Here is a 16,995-nt window from a genome sequence, read left to right as displayed (position 1 = left end):
ATCAAAATATAATGCAAGACAGACGAGTTTTATCAGGCATGCGACCTACGGGTCAGCTTCATTTGGGTCATTATCATGGCGTTTTGAAAAATTGGCTAGCGTTACAAAATGAGTATGATTCTTACTTTTTTGTGGCTGATTGGCACGCATTTACCACACATTATTCAGATAAGATAGATTTAAATACTAACGTCATGGAAATGGTGGTTGATTGGTTAGCTGTCGGTATTAATCCAAACACTTCAACGATTTTTGTACAATCCAAAGTGCCTGAGCATGCAGAGCTGCACTTATTGCTTTCCATGTCAACGCCTCTAAGTTGGCTGGAGCGTGTGCCTTCATATAAGGATCAACAACTTAAGCTAAACACTAAAGATTTAGCAACTTATGGATTTTTGGGTTACCCTTTATTACAAAGTGCAGACATTTTAATTTATAAAGCAGGACTAGTGCCAGTCGGTGAAGACCAAGTTGCACACATTGAACTGACACGTGAAGTAGCTAGGCGTTTTAATTATCTTTATGGTCGTGAAGTTGATTTTGAAGAAAAGGCTGAAATTGCCATTAGTAAAATGGGTAAAAAACAAGCTAAATCGTATCGCTCGCTACGTAAATCCTACCAAGAAACAGGCGATGATGAGGCTTTAATAAAGGCGCAAGCCTTGTTACAACAACAACAAAATATTACTCTGGGTGACAGAGGACGACTTTCAGGTTATATTGAAGGCGTGGGCAAGATTATCTTGCCTGAACCTGAACCATTGTTAACCAAAGCTTCAAAAATGTCAGGGCTGGATGGTCAAAAAATGAGTAAATCTTATGGTAATACAATTTCTTTGCGAGACACTGCCGAACAAATACAAGCCAAGATTAAGCGAATGCCAACTGACCCTGCTAGAATCAAGTTGACTGATGTAGGTAATCCACAAAAATGCCCAGTATGGCAGCTGCACGAAGTGTATTCAAACAAATCAACTTGTGATTGGGTGGTGGAAGGTTGTACTAAGGCGAAAATAGGTTGTGTAGAATGTAAACAGCCTATTATTAATGCCATTGAAGAGGAGTTGGCCCCTATGCAAGAACGCATTACTAAATACCAGGCAGACTCAGGGCTTATCAAGCAAATTATTTTTGAAGGTTCTGAAAAGGCCAGAAGTGTTGCTAAAGAAACCATGATAGAGGTTCGAGAAGCGATGGGCATTAATTATTAATCATGGCTGATAGATTACAAAAACTTATTGCCAGTGCCGGTTATGGATCTCGTCGTTGGGCAGAGCGTTTAATTGAGCAAGGACGTATTGAAGTTAATAATAGAACTGCCAGTATTGGCGACAAGGCTGAAATAACTGACCGTGTTAAGATTGATGGGCGGAAAATTGATTTAAGTCGCTATCTTGAACAAGAAACAAAAGTGCTTATTTTGAATAAGAAAGCAGGGGTTATTTGTTCAAACAAAGACGATGAAGGGCGAAAAAGTGTTTATAGTTTATTGTCCAAGGAGTCACGTTGGGTTATGGTGGGGCGTCTTGATTTGAACACTTCTGGCTTGTTGCTTTTTACGAATAATGGTGATTTAGCTAACAAACTCATGCATCCCAGCTCGCAAATTGATAGAGAATATGCGGTTAGGGTGTTGGGTCAGGTTGAGAATGAGGATTTAAAAAAATTGACCCAAGGTATTAAACTTGATGATGGCTTTGCTAAGTTTAACCAAATAACATTTGGTGGTGGTCAGGGTGCTAATCGTTGGTATAAAGTCGTACTTAAAGAAGGGAAAAAGCGTGAGGTGAGGCGTTTATGGGAGGCGTTAGGGTTTAAAGTATCACGCCTTATCCGTATTCGTTTTGGCGAGATTCGCCTGCCTGATAATCTTAAGGCCAATCAATATGATTATTTAAAGCCTGGGCAAGTGAAGTTATTACTTGATGCTGTAGAACGATAACAGCCCTATTTTTTTATGTGAGCATAGTAATGATTGTTTTAACAGCGCTAGTTAGTATTATTTTTTGGATTTATCAAAAAAAGAATCAAGCAAAGAATTAAATATTCTAATTTTAAATAATTTTCAATGCTTATTAACGAACTAAATACAGACGGTGTTTTTTTGGAGTGCTATGATTTTCACTGTGTTTAGTGTTGTTTTATTCGTGTACTTGAAATTTTTCTATCGGTTTAAAAAATAGCTATTTTTATCTTTTAGCGATGGATTATCGTTTTCAAAATCCAGTGCCATCACGTATAATTGCACTTTTAATCTTTATTTCTTTAAGTATTAATGTCTGATTATAAATCCAGTTTAAATCTTCCAGCCACTCAATTCGCCATGAAGGCAAATCTTGCCAATCGTGAAGGTGGGTTTTTGAAAAAATGGCAAGATGATGGGCTTTATAAACAAATTCGTAATCAAAATAAACACAAACCAAAATTTGTTTTACACGACGGTCCTCCTTATGCAAATGGCGATATTCATATTGGTCATGCGGTCAATAAAGTTTTGAAAGATATGATTGTTAAATCAAAATCTTTGTCAGGTTTTGATGCGCCGTACGTTCCAGGCTGGGATTGCCACGGCTTGCCGATTGAGCTTAATGTTGAAAAAAAATACGGCAAAGTAGGCGTTAAAATTGATGCTAATACGTTTAGGGCAAAATGTAGAAAATATGCCGACCAACAAGTAACCAAGCAAAAGCAAGATTTTCAGCGCTTAGGCATTCTGAGCGATTGGGATAATCCATATTTAACCAAAGATTTTCAATATGAGGCTGATATTGTTCGCGCCTTGGGTCAAATTGTTGAAAATGGTCATGTGTCTAAAGGCTATAAACCCGTACATTGGTGTACTGAGTGTGGTTCTGCTTTAGCAGAGGCGGAAGTTGAGTATAAAGATAAGCAATCAGAGGCGATTGATGTTAAATTTAGAATTATTGATGATTCAGTTTTTAATACGAATAAGCCAGTCTCAGTGGTTATTTGGACAACAACACCTTGGACATTACCTGCTAATGAAGCCGTAGCACTCCATCCAGAGCTAAATTATGTGTTGGTTGATATTGGTGATGAGTGCTTATTACTTGCCCAAGCCTTGGCAGAGAATTCAATTAGTCGTTATGGTGTTGAAGCCACTATCGGCGAGCAGATTTTTTCTGGTAGTGAGTTAGAAGGGTTAAAAGTAAAACACCCATTTTACGATAAGCAGGTGCCCACTATTTTAGGTGAGCATGTAACCATTGATGCTGGTACAGGTGCAGTGCATACGGCACCTGCACACGGTCAAGAAGATTTTATTGTGGGGTTAAAATACAATCTAGCTGTTGAGTGTCCAGTGGATGCCAAAGGTGTGTTTTTCAAAGAGACTGAGCTTTTAGGTGGTCAGTTTATTTTTAAAGCCAACGCTAGTGTGATTGAAATTCTTAAACAAGCCAACACATTGGTTAAGCACGAACCATTAGTACATTCTTATCCACATTGTTGGCGGCACAAAACACCTGTTATTTTTAGAGCAACCCCTCAGTGGTTTGTCTCTATGCAGCAAAATGGTCTTAGAGATATAGTCAATAGTGAAATTCCAAAAGTGCAGTGGATACCAGATTGGGGCAAAAAACGCATTGAATTGATGGTGGGTAACCGCCCTGATTGGTGTATTTCTCGTCAAAGATTTTGGGGGGTGCCGATTACTTTGTTTGTACATAAACAAACAGGTGAGTTGCATCCAAATACTCAAGCGTTGTTTGTTAGTATTGCAAATAGAATCGAAAAAGAGGGTATTGAAGCTTGGTTTGAGTCTGACGCTCAAGATTTTATTGGCAATGATGCAAATGACTATGACAAAATCACGGATACACTTGATGTCTGGTTTGATTCAGGCGTGAGTCATTTTGCTGTGTTAAAGGTAAGAAAAGAGCTATCTAATGTGGCAGATTTATATTTAGAGGGTTCAGACCAACATCGCGGTTGGTTTCAGTCATCACTTATCTCTTCGGTTGCTATTAATGGTAAAGCACCTTACAAAAACGTATTAACTCATGGTTTTGTTGTTGATAAAGACGGTAAGAAAATGTCTAAGTCGCTTGGCAATGTGATGAGTCCTCAAAAAGTAGTCAATAACTTAGGCGCTGATGTTCTACGATTGTGGATTGCCAGTACCGATTACACGGGTGAAATGACGGTTAGTGATGAGATTTTAAAACGTTCCGCTGACTCGTATCGTCGTATTCGTAATACTGTGCGTTTTATGCTGGCAAATATGCAAGGTTTTGACCCTGTTGAACATTTGCTTGACAATAAACAGATGCTAGATTTAGACAAATGGATTATTGCTAAAACTGCTGATTTACAAACTCAAATTATCACAGCGTATGAACGATATAATTTTCATCATGTGGTTCAATTGATTTTAAATTTTTGTAGCAATGACCTCGGTGGTTTTTATCTTGATGTTATTAAAGATAGACAATACACCACACAAGCGAACTCTTTAGCCAGAAGAAGTGCACAAAGTGCATTGCACCATATTACTGAGGCAGTGGTGCGCTGGCTAGCCCCAGTTTTATCATTCACAGCTGAAGAGATTTGGCAAAATATGCCGAGTGAAAAAAATGCTAGCATTTTTTTAGCATCTTGGTATCAAGATTTAACATTCGGCTATGAGAATAAAGCTATTGACATCACGCGTGAAATTAGTCCATTCATTCGCAAGCAAATGGAAGGTATGCGTAGTGAAAAGATAATTGGCTCTTCACTTGAGGCAGAGATTGATATTTATTGTGAGACTGATATTTTTAGTGCACTTAGTCAATTGGATGATGAGCTAAGATTTGTTTTTATTACTTCTTATGTTAGGATTCATCCACTTAATGAGAAAAAAGATGATTGCATTAAGGCAATAGAAGGTGTATTTATTAACGTGAGTAAATCAAAACATGAAAAGTGTATACGTTGTTGGCATTATAGAGAAGATGTGGGTAATCATGCTAAACACCCAGAACTTTGTGGGCGTTGTGTTGAGAATGTGGACGGTAAAGGTGAAACAAGGAAATTTGCTTAAATGAAAACACTTAACCTTGATTTGCAAGAAAAATCTTACCCTATATATACTGGTCAAGATTTATTGTCAGAAGGTGAGTTATTAACAAAACATATTAGTGGCAAGCAAGTCATGATTGTTACTAATACAACAGTGGCACCCTTGTATCTTGAGAAGGTGCAAAATTTGCTTTCATCGTTTGAACTTGCACAAGTGGTTTTACCAGATGGTGAAAAATATAAGACACTTGAGACGCTTAATTGTATTTTCAGTGCACTGCTTGAGAATAGATTTGATCGTAGTTGCACATTAATTGCCCTTGGTGGTGGTGTGGTGGGTGATATGACTGGATTTGCAGCAGCTAGCTATCAGCGTGGCGTTAATTTTATTCAAATTCCCACCACGTTATTGTCCCAAGTCGATTCTAGCGTGGGTGGGAAAACAGGTGTTAATCACGTACTTGGTAAGAACATGATTGGGGCTTTTCATCAGCCAAAATGCGTACTGATTGATATAGATACACTTGATACTTTGGGTAATCAGCAATACTCAGCAGGTATGGCTGAGGTGATTAAATATGGTTTATTAGGTCATTCAAACTTCTTTAATTTTTTGAAAGAAAACATTAAAGATTTAATGGATAGAAACAAGCTTTTAATGGCTGAAATAATTTACCAGTCTTGCCAGCATAAAGCCAATATTGTTGCCCAAGATGAGTTAGAAGTGGGCAGGCGTGCTTTGTTGAACTTCGGGCACACTTTTGGCCATGCGATTGAAAATACACTTGGTTATGGCACTTTTTTGCATGGTGAGGCAATTTCAGTGGGCATGCTAATGGCAGTAAAACTATCTCAACTTGAGGGGTATTTGTCCAGCAATCAAGTCGCCCAAGTTCAAGATTTATTAGAAAAAGCCAATTTACCTATCTCTATTATTGGTAAAATTAGTGCTTCTGATTTTATGAAAGCAATGTTGGTTGATAAGAAAGTGATTAATGGCAATATTCGCCTGATTTTATTAAAAGAATTGGGCCATGCTTTTGTTTGTGATCATTATAAAAATCAGCTTTTAAATCAAGTAATTAATGAATTTTGCCAGTAGGATACTATGACGAATAAAAATAAAAAGAACCTTAAAGTTGAAGATGATGAAGTAATGATTACTTCTAGTATTTCTGATTTAGAAAAAATGCTTGAAAGTGTTGAAAAGCATGCAGATCGACGTACTGACACTAAGTTTGAAAAGTTTTTCCTACCGGCGCTTGCAGTGTTTGGCGCTATTATCATGGGATTTTTTGTTGTTATTTATTCAATTACCTCGGATATGACGCGTTTAGCTAACTCAATGGACCCAGAGATGGGTGGCAATATGTCATCTATGGTTAGAAGTATTAATAGCTTGTCAAATAATGTTGGGCAAATGACTACTTCTGTGGCTTATATGCAAAAAGACTTTCAGCGAGTTAATAAAAATATGAATATTATTGCCAGCAAACTTGATAATTTAGATTCTATTGCAGCAGATTTAACGCAAATAAGCTTAAAAATGGATTCTTTAGGGCCGATGCTCATTAATATAGAGCGGATGAACAAAAATATGGCAAATATGCAAGAGTCTATGCAGTGGATGCAACGTGATTTAAACATTTTGCGTTCTTCATTTTCTAAGCCGCTTAGGATTTTTAATAATATTCCAATGCTGTAGTTGTGTCATTATCTGAAGAGCAAGTAAGTCAAATTACTTATCTCGCGCGTTTGTCACTCAATGAAGCACAACTCAAGGACAATACGCAAGATTTAAATGCTATTTTTAGTTTGGTTGAACAACTGGCTAATATTGAGACTGATGGTATTGAGCCAATGTCACACCCACTGCACATGTCTCAACGTCTTAGAGAAGACATTGTTGCTGAGCAAGACCAGTCAGTATTATTTCAATCAGTTGCGCCAAAAACCAGCAATGGCTATTATTTAGTGCCTACTGTTATTGAATAATATGCACACTAAAACCATTGTTGAACTGGCACAAGGCCTTAAAGATAAAGATTTTTCTTGTGTTGAATTAACGCAGCACTATTTAAATCGCATTGATCAATCAAACCTGAATGCTTTTATTACAGTAACTGACGAATTAGCATTAGTTCAAGCCCAAGCAGTAGATAACAAAATTGCTTCAGGTAATGCAAATATATTAACAGGTATTCCATACGCCCATAAAGACATCTTTTGTACCAAGGGTGTTAAAACCTCAGCAGGTTCTAAAATGCTAGATACTTTTGTATCGCCTTATGATGCAACCGTGAGTCAAAAACTTAATCAGGCAGATTTAGTGATGTTGGGCAAGACTAATATGGATGAATTTGCCATGGGTTCTAGCAATGAAAACTCGTTTTATGGCACGGTTAAAAATCCATGGAACCGTTTAAAAATACCAGGAGGATCATCAGGCGGTTCAGCGGCGAGTGTTGCGGGCGGATTAAGTTGTTTTGCCACAGGGACAGATACAGGTGGCTCTATTCGTCAGCCTGCAAGTTTATGCGGCATTACAGGTCTTAAACCTACTTATGGCCGAATATCAAGATATGGCATGATTGCTTATGCATCAAGTCTTGATCAGGCAGGGCCGATGACCAAAACAGCGCAAGATGCAGCTATTGTGTTAAATGTTATGGCTGGATTTGACGACAAAGACTCAACCAGTGCTGAGCAAAAAGTGCCAGATTATACGACCCATCTTAATGATTCGATTAAGGGGTTAACCATTGGATTGCCAAAGGAGTTTTTTTCATCTGGTTTAGATGATGAAGTGGCTGATAATATTATGGTTGCTGTTAAAGAGTTTGAAGCCATGGGTGCGATTGTTAAAGAGGTGTCATTACCTAATTCAACCCATGCTATTCCCGCTTATTACATTGTCGCCCCTTGTGAGTGTTCATCAAATTTATCGCGCCTAGATGGTGTTAGATATGGCTATCGCGCTAAAAATGTGAAAAACTTAGAGGATTTATATTTGCGTTCACGCTCAGAAGGCTTTGGTGAAGAGGTTAAGCGTCGTATTATGATTGGTACTTATGCTTTATCAGCAGGTTATTATGACGCTTATTATCTTAAAGCGCAGAAAGTGCGCCACTTGATTAGTGATGATTTTAAAAAAGTATTTGAGCAGGTTGATGTGATTATGGGGCCAGTTTCCCCCACAACTGCATTTGATTTAGGCTCAGTAAAAGACCCGGTTTCTATGTATTTGGCAGATATTTACACACTCAGCGCCAACTTGGCAGGCTTGCCAGGTATGAGTATTCCAGCAGGTTTTGCGCAAAAATTACCAGTAGGGTTGCAACTCATTGGCAACTACTGGTCAGAATCTAAGCTGCTTAATATCGCGCATCAATTTCAATTACAAACTGACTGGCATTTAAAAACGCCACAGGAGTGCTAGTATGGAGTGGGAAACAGTTATTGGCTTGGAAATTCATGCGCAATTAAACACTAAATCTAAGATTTTTTCAGCTGCCTCAACTCAGTATGGTCAAAAGCCTAATTCACAGGCTTGCGCTGTTGATTTAGGATTACCAGGTGTTTTGCCTGTGCTTAATGTTGAAGCGGTTAATAAGGCAATCAAATTTGGCGTGGCGATTAATGCACATATTAATCAGCGTAATATATTTGATAGAAAGAATTATTTTTACCCAGATTTACCAAAAGGCTACCAAATTTCACAAATGGACTGGCCTATTGTGGGTGAAGGCAAGATTGAAATCACGCTTGGTGAGCAAACCAAGGTAGTTGGCATTACACGTGCGCACTTAGAAGAAGATGCAGGAAAGTCTATACATGATATGTTTGATGATGATACTGCAATTGACTTAAACCGTGCAGGCACGCCTTTACTTGAAATTGTCTCCGAGCCTGACATGCGCAGTGCTAAAGAGGCGGTGGTCTATGCTAAAAAAATTCACACCTTGGTGCAATATATTGATATTTGTGATGGCAATATGCAAGAAGGCTCATTTCGTTGTGATGCGAATGTCTCTATTCGCCCCAAAGGGCAAAAAAAGCTTGGCACGCGTGCAGAATTAAAAAATATCAACTCATTTAAATTTTTAGAACGTGCGATTAATTTGGAAGTTGAACGCCAGCAAGACATTCTTGAAGAGGGCGGTAGTATTGTGCAAGAAACTCGTTTGTATGATTCGGTGAAACATGAAACGCGCTCTATGCGTTCAAAAGAAGAGGCTAATGATTATCGCTATTTTCCAGACCCAGATTTACTGCCTGTTGAGATTTCTGATGAATTATTAGAAAGGATAAGGCAAACTTTACCAGAATTACCCACCCAGAAAAAAGCAAGGTTTGTTGCAGAATTAGGCTTGAGTGACTATGATGCAGATGTGCTTACCTTGCAAAAACCTTTGGCTGACTATTTTGAGACCATGCTTGATCATCATGCTAGCAATGCTAAATTATGTGCTAACTGGGTCATGGGTGAATTATCAGCCTCTTTGAATAAGCATCAAATTGATATTCAAAACTCACCCATTACTGCGCAAGCCTTGTCACTATTAATCAGTCGTATTAGTGATGATACCATTTCTGGAAAAGCTGCTAAAGACGTGTTTAAAGCCATGTGGAATAGCGAAGATAATGCAGATGAAATTATTCAAGCTAAAGGCTTAAAGCAAATGACTGATATGGGTGAAATTGAAGCAATTGTAGAACAGGTGATTGCTAATAATGCGCCACAAGTCGCTCAGTTTAAATCGGGCAATGATAAGATTTTTGGCTTTTTTGTTGGTCAAATCATGAAACTTACTGCTGGCAAGGCCAATCCTAAACAAGTCAACGAACTGCTTAAAGATAAGTTGTCTTAAAAGCGTGCTAGATTTTGCCACGCTAGGTCGTGATTTTTTCTCAGACATTGATACTCAATCATTAAAACAACCTTTTTTAATTCATAAAAACCAAGCATTACAAGACAGACTTAAATTGTCTATTAAGGATAATGAATTATTAAATATTGCCTCAGGCGAAAAGAAATTCCAACACACTCAACCCATTGCTAGTATTTATGCAGGGCATCAGTTTGGTTATTTCGCGCCCCAATTAGGTGATGGTCGTTCTTGTTTAATAGGACAATTACAAGGCATTGAACTGTCACTTAAAGGTGCAGGACAAACGCCTTATTCGCGTGGCGCAGATGGTCGTGCAGTATTGCGTTCATCTATTCGTGAATACTTATGTTCAATCGCTATGAAAGGCTTAAATATTCCCACTACAGAAGCACTAACATTGGTTGGTAGTCATAGCGAGGTTTATCGAGAAAGTATTGAAACAGGGGCAATTGTTATGCGCTGTGCACCTAGTCATATTCGTTTTGGTCATTTTGAACTGTTTGCTTCACGTGGTCAAACTTCTCAAGTGAAGCAATTGGCTGATTTTGTGATTGAACATCATTACCAGTATTGTCAAGGTGAAAATCAATATGTTGATTTTTTTAATGAAGTGGTGCAGAAAACAGCAATTATGATTGCGCATTGGCAAGCACAGGGTTTTGCACATGGGGTGATGAATACGGACAATATATCAATTCTTGGATTAACGATTGATTATGGGCCATTTGGCTTTTTAGAAACTTATAATCCTAAATTTATCTGCAACCATTCTGATCATGAGGGTCGTTATGGCTTTGATCAGCAGCCAAATATTGCTTTGTGGAATTTATCTCGTTTGGCGGATAGTTTGTCAAGTTTAATCAATGCCAAACAAGCAAAATCAGTGCTGGACAAATATCAAAACTACTTGGTTGAGTCATATTCTGTATTAATGAGGCAGAAATTTGGCTTGCGTGAAAAAGACAAGCAAGACCATGCATTAATTACGCAATTTTTTGACGTGTTGTATCAACATAAAAAAGACCACACCAATTCATTAAGGCAGTTATCTGATGTGGATAAATTGGTCATTGATGCTGATTTTAGTGATTGGATTGGGTTGTATGATAAGCGACTATCTCAAGAAAATAATCATAATAGAATCAGTATGATGAATAGCGTAAATCCTAATTATATTTTACGTAATCACTTAGCAGAGGTGGCAATCCGAAAGGCAGAAGATGACAAAGACTATACTGAAATAGCAATTTTGTTTGATTTATTAAGCAAGCCCTTTGAAGTTCACCAAGACATGACATCTTATACTCATAAAGCACCTGATTGGGCGCAAGGGCTCGCAGTAAGTTGCTCTTCTTAAATGAGGCCAGTAACGCTAAACATAAATTGCTGGATGATTTTAACAACGGGAAAGACAACCCATTGAAACACACCTAAAAACAACAAACCCAACAAAATATACAAACCATAAGGCTCTAACTGGTCGTATTGATAAGACAGTTTTCTTGGTAGTAATGAGCTTACAACGCGACCACCATCAAGTGGTGGCAAAGGCAATAGATTAAGCACTGCTAATATCAAGTTAATTTGAACACCAACTTGTCCCATATCAATTAGAAATTGGGAGCCGATATTAACTGCCAGTAAAATTATTATCAGCCATGCAATTGCCATAATGAAATTTGACACAGGTCCAGCAATCGCTACCCAAAGCATGTCTTTTTTAGGCGATCTAAGTGCATTAAAATTAACAGGCACAGGCTTGGCCCAGCCAAAAATAAACCCTGAGGTAAAGTATAAAAATGCAGGCACTAAAATAGTGCCAACTGGGTCAATGTGCTTGATAGGGTTAAGGGTAAGTCTGCCCATCATTCTGGCACTATGGTCACCCAGTTTTGAGGCAACCCAGCCATGCGCTGTTTCATGCACAGTGATTGCAAATAATACGGGAATTGTCCAAATTAAAAGTGTTTGAATATCGGGCATAGGTAAAATTGAGTATTTTTTCTTGTCATTATAAATGAAAACAACGAAGCTTTTAATCTCGACTCAAAAAGAAGCACCAAATGATGCGAAAATTATCTCACATCAACTCATGATTCGAGCAGGACTTATTTCTAAATTGGCATCGGGTTTGTACTCATATTTGCCAATGGGGGTAAGAGTATTGCATAAAGTTGAGAATATTATTCGAGAAGAAATGAATAAATCAGGCGCCCAAGAAGTGCTTATGCCTGTTGCTCAGCCTGCAGAACTTTGGCAAGCTTCTGGCAGATGGGATAAATATGGTGCTGAGTTATTGCGTTTTACCGATCGTCACCAGCGTGAATTTTGCCTAGGGCCAACGCATGAAGAGGTCATTACGCATTTGGCAGCGCAATATTTGCGTAGTTATAAACAACTACCTACGAATTTTTATCAAATTCAAACCAAGTTTAGAGATGAAATTCGTCCTCGTTTTGGGGTGATGCGTTCGCGTGAATTTATCATGAAAGATGCCTATTCATTCCATCTTGACCAAGCCTCTTTACAACAAACTTATGAGTTGATGCATAAAACTTACTCAAATATTTTTGACCGATTGGGTCTTGATTATCGTGCAGTTTTGGCAGATTCTGGCTCAATTGGTGGAGATGCTTCGCATGAATTTCATGTGTTGGCAGAAAGTGGAGAGGACGTCATTTGTTTCTCAGATGAGTCAGATTATGCGGCTAATATCGAAAAAGTTGCTTTTTCAAAACAGGAGAAAACTTGTAAGTCCACACTGACTGAGGAAAAAGTTCTAACCAAGAAGAAAACCAGTATCGAAGAAGTTGCTGAATTTTTGAATGTTAAGAAATCAGATTGTGTTAAAATTTTAATTATTAAAATCAAGGGTGGTTTTAAAGCTTTAGCATTACGTGGCGACCATGAGTTAAATGAAATCAAAGTGCATAATTTATTTGGTGATTTTGAGCTTGCAACAGAGGATGAGATTAAGAATTTAAATTTAAAGAAAGGTTTTATAGGTATTAAAAATTTAGACATTGATTTGATTATTGATTATTCAGCCAGCGTATTGTGTGATTTTGTTTGCGGTGCAAATGAGTGGGATTATCATCTAACGAGTGTCAATTGGCAGGGTATTGAATTTGTTGATGCTGATTTACGCAACGCTGTAGAAGGAGATGATTCCCCAGATGGTAAAGGAAAGTTGATGATTAAACGTGGTATTGAAGTGGGGCATATTTTTCAGCTAGGTACTAAATATTCTAGTGCTATGAAAGCCAACGTCATTGGAGAGTCTGGCAAGGCAGTCACAACCACAATGGGCTGTTATGGCATTGGTGTGACGCGTATTATTGCAGCTTCTATTGAGCAAAATTATGACGATAAGGGGATTATTTTTCCTCAAGCGATTGCGCCTTTTCAAATTGTTATTGTGCCCATTAATTATAATAAATCCACTCGTGTGAAAGCATTGGCTGACAAGCTTTATCAGCAGTTTATTGAGGCAGATATTGAAGCTTTACTAGATGATAGAAAAGAGCGTGCTGGTATTATGTTTGCTGATTCTGAGCTACTTGGTATTCCACACAGAATAGTGATTAGTGACACGCATGCTGATAATGGCAATGTGGAGTACAAGGCTAGAGATAAAGCAGATAAAATAGAAGTGACATTTGATGATGCCTTGTCATTTATTCAATCCAAGCTGATATAAAAAATTATGATTTGGTGGCAGTATGTTATCCCTCAGCATTGGCTATCAAAGTTAATGTTTCGTTTTGCACGTATTAAAACTGTTTGGCTGAAAAATAGGTTTATTGCTTGGTTTGTGAGGTCTTATCAGGTGAATCTATCCGAAGCAGCGCGTGAAAATATTGAAGATTACCAGCACTTTAATGATTTTTTTACCAGGGTATTAAAACCAGATGCTAGACAAATTGCTGACAGCTTGATTGTTTGCCCTGTGGATGGCAAAGTATCGAAAGTTGGCAATATTAATAATACTCAAATCATTCAAGCTAAAAACCATAGATATAGCGTTGGGCAGTTGCTGGGTAATGACATTAAAAGTGTTGAATTCAAGACGGGTTTTTTTACCACTATTTATTTATCACCTAAAGATTATCATCGCATTCATATGCCTTATGATGGCAAACTAATTTCAATGAGTTATATTCCAGGTGATTTGTTTTCAGTGAATCAAACCACTGCTGAAAATGTGGATGGGTTATTTGCTAGGAATGAGCGTGTTGTGTGCTATTTTGAGACTGAATTTGGCTTGTGCGCGTTTGTTTTAGTGGGTGCTATTTTTGTAGGTTCAATGCAAACTGTGTGGCATGGTCAAATTAATCCACCTTATCAAAAACAAATTCAACATTTTGATTATTCAAATGACAGTATAAGCCTTAAAAAAGGCCAAGAATTGGGTCGATTTAATATGGGCTCAACTGTGATTATGTTGATGCCAAATCAAACTAATAATTTTTTTTTAAAGGAAGCTGAGGTAGTTAGGATGGGACAGGCTTTGGTCTAATTTTGTCAACTTAACCAGCTTAATAGTTTGCTCAGAAATCTGCATAATTTCAATCAATACATTGTCAATTTTTAAACTAATATCACGCTTAGGAATGCTTTGCAATGTTTCTAAAATTAAGCCGTTTAGGGTTTTTGCTTTAGTGACGGATAAGTTTAATTGTAATAAATTGTTTAATTCTCGTATACTAATTCTGGGGTCAATCAAGTAACTACCGTCTTTTTGCTTAGTAATTTCGTCAATACTTTCATTTTGGTTTGAGGTGAATTGCCCTACAATTTCTTCTAAGATGTCTTCTAATACAATCATGCCACGCACTTCTCCATATTCATCCACAATCAAACCCAGTCGTCTTTTTTGTTGTTGAAAATGTGCTAATTGGTGAGCAAGGCTGGTACCTTCGGGCACAAAATAAGGCGTGCGAACCAATGCCAATGCATTGTCAATGCTAAAATCACCTTTGGCGTATAAATTTACAATATCACGCATGTGTAATACGCCAGTAATATTATCACTTGATGTATCATAAGTGAGTAATCTAGTGTGTTGTATACGCTCAAATTGTTTTAAAATTTCATCAGGCTTGTTAATATCAACACTAATTAACTCGTGTCTAGGAATCATAATATCTTCAACTTTAACCTTCTCTAAGTCAATAATATTAAGCAACATTTTTTGATAATTAGAAGCAATAATGGGCTTGGCATCACTCACCACCATTTTTAACTCTTCTGAGCTAATAAGGTTGTTGTGTGGTTCGTTTTTCATACCAAATAATGCTAATATCATCTTTGACAATTGGGCAATTAGCCAAACAAAAGGCTTAAACAACTTGATTAACGCTGTAATAATAATTGAGGCTGGTAGGGCAATTTTTTCAGGATTTTTAGCGGCAAATGTTTTAGGGGTTGTTTCTGAAAAAACCAAGATAATAAAAGTTAACGCTAAAGAGGCCAGTACAATTGAGCCCTCGCCCCATAGTTTAATGGCGAGTATGGTTGTAATACTAGAGGCAAAAATATTAACAAAGTTGTTGCCTAATAGAATTGTACCAATTAGATGGTCTAAGTCATTAAGTAAATGCTCGGTACGTTTTGCATTTTTATTATTTTTACTTAAGACTTTCAGACGATAGCGATTAATCGTCATCATTGAAGTTTCAGCACTAGAGAAAAATGCAGAACTTAGTATCAGTCCAAAAAGGATGATACTAAGCCAAAAAGTTGAGAGTGATTCCAATCAGTTGCTAACTTGTTATATAAAGTAATGAGTTTAATTCAAATGATTAAAAGCATTAAGTCCTGGATAAACAGCCTTAATTCCTAATTCTTCTTCAATGCGAAGTAGACGGTTATATTTTGCCAAACGATCTGATCTTGACAATGAACCAGTTTTAATTTGACCACAACCAGTGGCTACTGCCAAATCAGCAATGGTCGTATCTTCAGTTTCACCCGATCTGTGTGACATAACTGAGGTATAGCCAGCATCTGTTGCCATCTTCATAGCTTGGAAGGTTTCAGTTAGGGTGCCAATTTGATTGACTTTGATTAAAATAGAGTTGGCAATATTTTTCTCAATACCTTGTTTTAAAATTTTACTATTGGTTACATACAGGTCATCACCAACTAATTGTACTTTGTCACCGATTTTTTTGGTTAACAAGTCCCAGCCATCCCAATCATTTTCATCCATGCCATCTTCAATTGAAATAATGGGGTAGTTTTCCACCCAATTGGCTAAATAATCAACAAATTCTTCAGAACTGAGTGATTTGTTTTCAGAGGCTAAATTGTAAGTGCCGTTCTCATAAAATTCTGAACTTGCTGCATCAATACCAATAAAAATATCTTTGCCTGCTTTGTAGCCTGCATTGTTAATTGCTTCTAAAATAACTTTAATAGCATCTTCATTTGAAGCCAAATCAGGGGCAAAACCACCTTCATCACCCACAGCAGTATTCATACCCTTGGCTTCTAACACTGATTTTAAATGATGAAACACTTCAGCACCATAACGTAGCGCCTCTTTAAAACTTGGCGCACCAGCAGGAATGATCATAAATTCTTGAATATCAACACTATTGTTGGCGTGCTCACCCCCATTAATAATATTCATCATAGGTACAGGTAGTTTGTAATTTCCACCTTGATTTAATGACATGTATAATGGTTTGTGTTGTCTGTTAGCGTTAGCATGGGCGGCGGCTAACGAGACTGCTAAAATTGCATTTGCACCTAATCTTGCTTTGGTTTCAGTGCCATCTAAATCAATCATTGCTTGGTCAATCTTGCTTAAATCCTTAATACCAAAGCCAATCAAAGTATCACAAATTTCTGTGTTGACAAATTCAACAGCTTTTAAAACCCCTTTGCCTAAATAGCGCGATTTATCCCCATCACGCAACTCCAGGGCCTCACGTTGACCTGTTGATGCACCAGATGGCACCATTGCACTACCAATTGTGCCATCATCAAGGATGACATCCGCCTCAACAGTTGGATTGCCTCTAGAATCAAGAACCTCTCTTGCTTTAATTTGTTTAATATTCACTAAATATGT

Annotated in this window: 14 protein-coding genes; 11 read left to right on the top strand and 3 right to left on the bottom strand. The window is 37.6% G+C overall.

The window, feature by feature from the left end; all coding sequences use genetic code 11:
* Positions 1 to 11 precede the first annotated feature (11 nt).
* The 9 genes from CVFO_RS06570 (at position 12) to CVFO_RS06530 (ending at position 11,271) form a co-directional block, all read left to right on the top strand.
* Positions 12 to 1,211 carry a tryptophan--tRNA ligase gene (locus tag CVFO_RS06570; RefSeq protein ID WP_201339262.1) on the top strand — a complete coding sequence of 400 codons (1,200 nt, stop codon included), beginning with the start codon at positions 12 to 14 and terminating at the stop codon, positions 1,209 to 1,211.
* Positions 1,212 to 1,213: 2 nt separating this feature from the next.
* Positions 1,214 to 1,942: a pseudouridine synthase gene (locus CVFO_RS06565; RefSeq protein ID WP_201339261.1), complete on the top strand. Its 729-nt coding sequence runs from the start codon at positions 1,214 to 1,216 to the stop codon at positions 1,940 to 1,942.
* Between the two features lie 333 nt (positions 1,943 to 2,275).
* Entirely contained in the window at positions 2,276 to 5,044 is a 2,769-nt protein-coding gene (gene ileS / locus CVFO_RS06560) for an isoleucine--tRNA ligase (protein WP_201339260.1), read from the top strand.
* Positions 5,045 to 6,124, top strand: coding sequence for a 3-dehydroquinate synthase (aroB, locus tag CVFO_RS06555; protein WP_201339259.1), 1,080 nt, complete (start codon positions 5,045 to 5,047; stop codon positions 6,122 to 6,124).
* A 6-nt stretch (positions 6,125 to 6,130) separates the two neighbouring features.
* On the top strand, positions 6,131 to 6,727 hold the full coding sequence (locus CVFO_RS06550) for a hypothetical protein (RefSeq protein ID WP_201339258.1): 597 nt from the start codon (positions 6,131 to 6,133) through the stop codon (positions 6,725 to 6,727).
* Between the two features lie 2 nt (positions 6,728 to 6,729).
* Positions 6,730 to 7,017, top strand: coding sequence for an Asp-tRNA(Asn)/Glu-tRNA(Gln) amidotransferase subunit GatC (gene gatC / locus CVFO_RS06545; protein ID WP_201339257.1), 288 nt, complete (start codon positions 6,730 to 6,732; stop codon positions 7,015 to 7,017).
* 1 nt (position 7,018) lies between these two features.
* Positions 7,019 to 8,461: an Asp-tRNA(Asn)/Glu-tRNA(Gln) amidotransferase subunit GatA gene (gene gatA / locus CVFO_RS06540; protein WP_201339256.1), complete on the top strand. Its 1,443-nt coding sequence runs from the start codon at positions 7,019 to 7,021 to the stop codon at positions 8,459 to 8,461.
* 1 nt (position 8,462) lies between these two features.
* The gene (gatB, locus tag CVFO_RS06535; RefSeq protein WP_201339255.1) at positions 8,463 to 9,893 is read left to right on the top strand and encodes an Asp-tRNA(Asn)/Glu-tRNA(Gln) amidotransferase subunit GatB; all 1,431 of its coding nucleotides are present in this window, start codon (positions 8,463 to 8,465) and stop codon (positions 9,891 to 9,893) included.
* 4 nt (positions 9,894 to 9,897) lie between these two features.
* Positions 9,898 to 11,271, top strand: a complete 1,374-nt coding sequence (locus CVFO_RS06530) for a protein adenylyltransferase SelO (RefSeq protein WP_201339254.1) — start codon at positions 9,898 to 9,900, stop codon at positions 11,269 to 11,271.
* On the opposite strand, the gene CVFO_RS06525 is transcribed toward CVFO_RS06530, so the two are convergent.
* Positions 11,268 to 11,897 carry a site-2 protease family protein gene (locus CVFO_RS06525; RefSeq protein WP_201339253.1) on the bottom strand — a complete coding sequence of 210 codons (630 nt, stop codon included), beginning with the start codon at positions 11,895 to 11,897 and terminating at the stop codon, positions 11,268 to 11,270. The two genes, CVFO_RS06530 and CVFO_RS06525, sit on opposite strands and share 4 nt — an antisense overlap.
* Positions 11,898 to 11,931: 34 nt before the next feature.
* Here CVFO_RS06525 and CVFO_RS06520 point away from each other — a divergent pair, with 34 nt between their 5' ends.
* Complete coding sequence (locus CVFO_RS06520; protein WP_201339252.1) at positions 11,932 to 13,614, top strand: proline--tRNA ligase; 1,683 nt, start codon at positions 11,932 to 11,934, stop codon at positions 13,612 to 13,614.
* A gap of 6 nt (positions 13,615 to 13,620) precedes the next feature.
* The gene (gene asd, locus CVFO_RS06515; RefSeq protein WP_201339251.1) at positions 13,621 to 14,433 is read left to right on the top strand and encodes an archaetidylserine decarboxylase; all 813 of its coding nucleotides are present in this window, start codon (positions 13,621 to 13,623) and stop codon (positions 14,431 to 14,433) included.
* Here asd and CVFO_RS06510 read toward each other — a convergent pair.
* Together CVFO_RS06510 and eno are read right to left on the bottom strand one after the other, a co-directional pair.
* Positions 14,389 to 15,672, bottom strand: a complete 1,284-nt coding sequence (locus tag CVFO_RS06510; RefSeq protein WP_201339250.1) for an HlyC/CorC family transporter — start codon at positions 15,670 to 15,672, stop codon at positions 14,389 to 14,391. The two genes, asd and CVFO_RS06510, sit on opposite strands and share 45 nt — an antisense overlap.
* Positions 15,673 to 15,705: 33 nt before the next feature.
* Positions 15,706 to 16,986 (bottom strand): phosphopyruvate hydratase, encoded by a 1,281-nt coding sequence (eno, locus tag CVFO_RS06505; protein ID WP_201339249.1) that lies wholly within the window; start codon positions 16,984 to 16,986, stop codon positions 15,706 to 15,708.
* Positions 16,987 to 16,995 lie beyond the last annotated feature (9 nt).

Source organism: Isorropodon fossajaponicum endosymbiont JTNG4 (genome assembly GCF_016592615.1).
Classification (GTDB): domain Bacteria; phylum Pseudomonadota; class Gammaproteobacteria; order PS1; family Pseudothioglobaceae; genus Ruthia.
This window is presented reverse-complemented; position numbering and strand designations above follow the sequence as displayed.